Here is a 377-nt window from a genome sequence, read left to right on the forward strand (position 1 = left end):
TCGCGGCCTCCCTGACCAACACCAGTGGCCGCAGCGAGACGCCGACCCTGAGCGCCCGCGACGACGGTTGGGACAGCAGCCCCTTCGATCTGCATCCAGGCGATGGGCTGACGCTCGATTTCACCGTCACGCTGCAAGACAACGCCCAACCGGGCCAAGTCCTCCAGTCGGAAGTGGCGGCCACCTATAGCAGTCGCGATGGCACGGATGCCAACGAGCGCGATGGCCGCACGCCGGACTCCGATCAGGACGACGACACCCAGCTCAACAACTACAACATCCTGAGCCTGTCGCCCACGGTCACCGTCAGTGACCCGATCAACCTCGACAAGGCGTTCTATCCGGAGGCGGCGCGCACCACCTATGCCATCGGCGCC

Annotated in this window: 1 protein-coding gene; it reads left to right on the forward strand. The window is 65.5% G+C overall.

The features are described 5' to 3' along the window. The coding region (locus tag GJ668_RS20250; RefSeq protein WP_186343247.1) for a hypothetical protein at positions 1-377 on the forward strand (377 nt) is incomplete at both ends.

The organism is Allochromatium palmeri, assembly GCF_009720725.1.
GTDB classification, from domain to species: Bacteria; Pseudomonadota; Gammaproteobacteria; order Chromatiales; family Chromatiaceae; genus Thermochromatium; species Thermochromatium palmeri.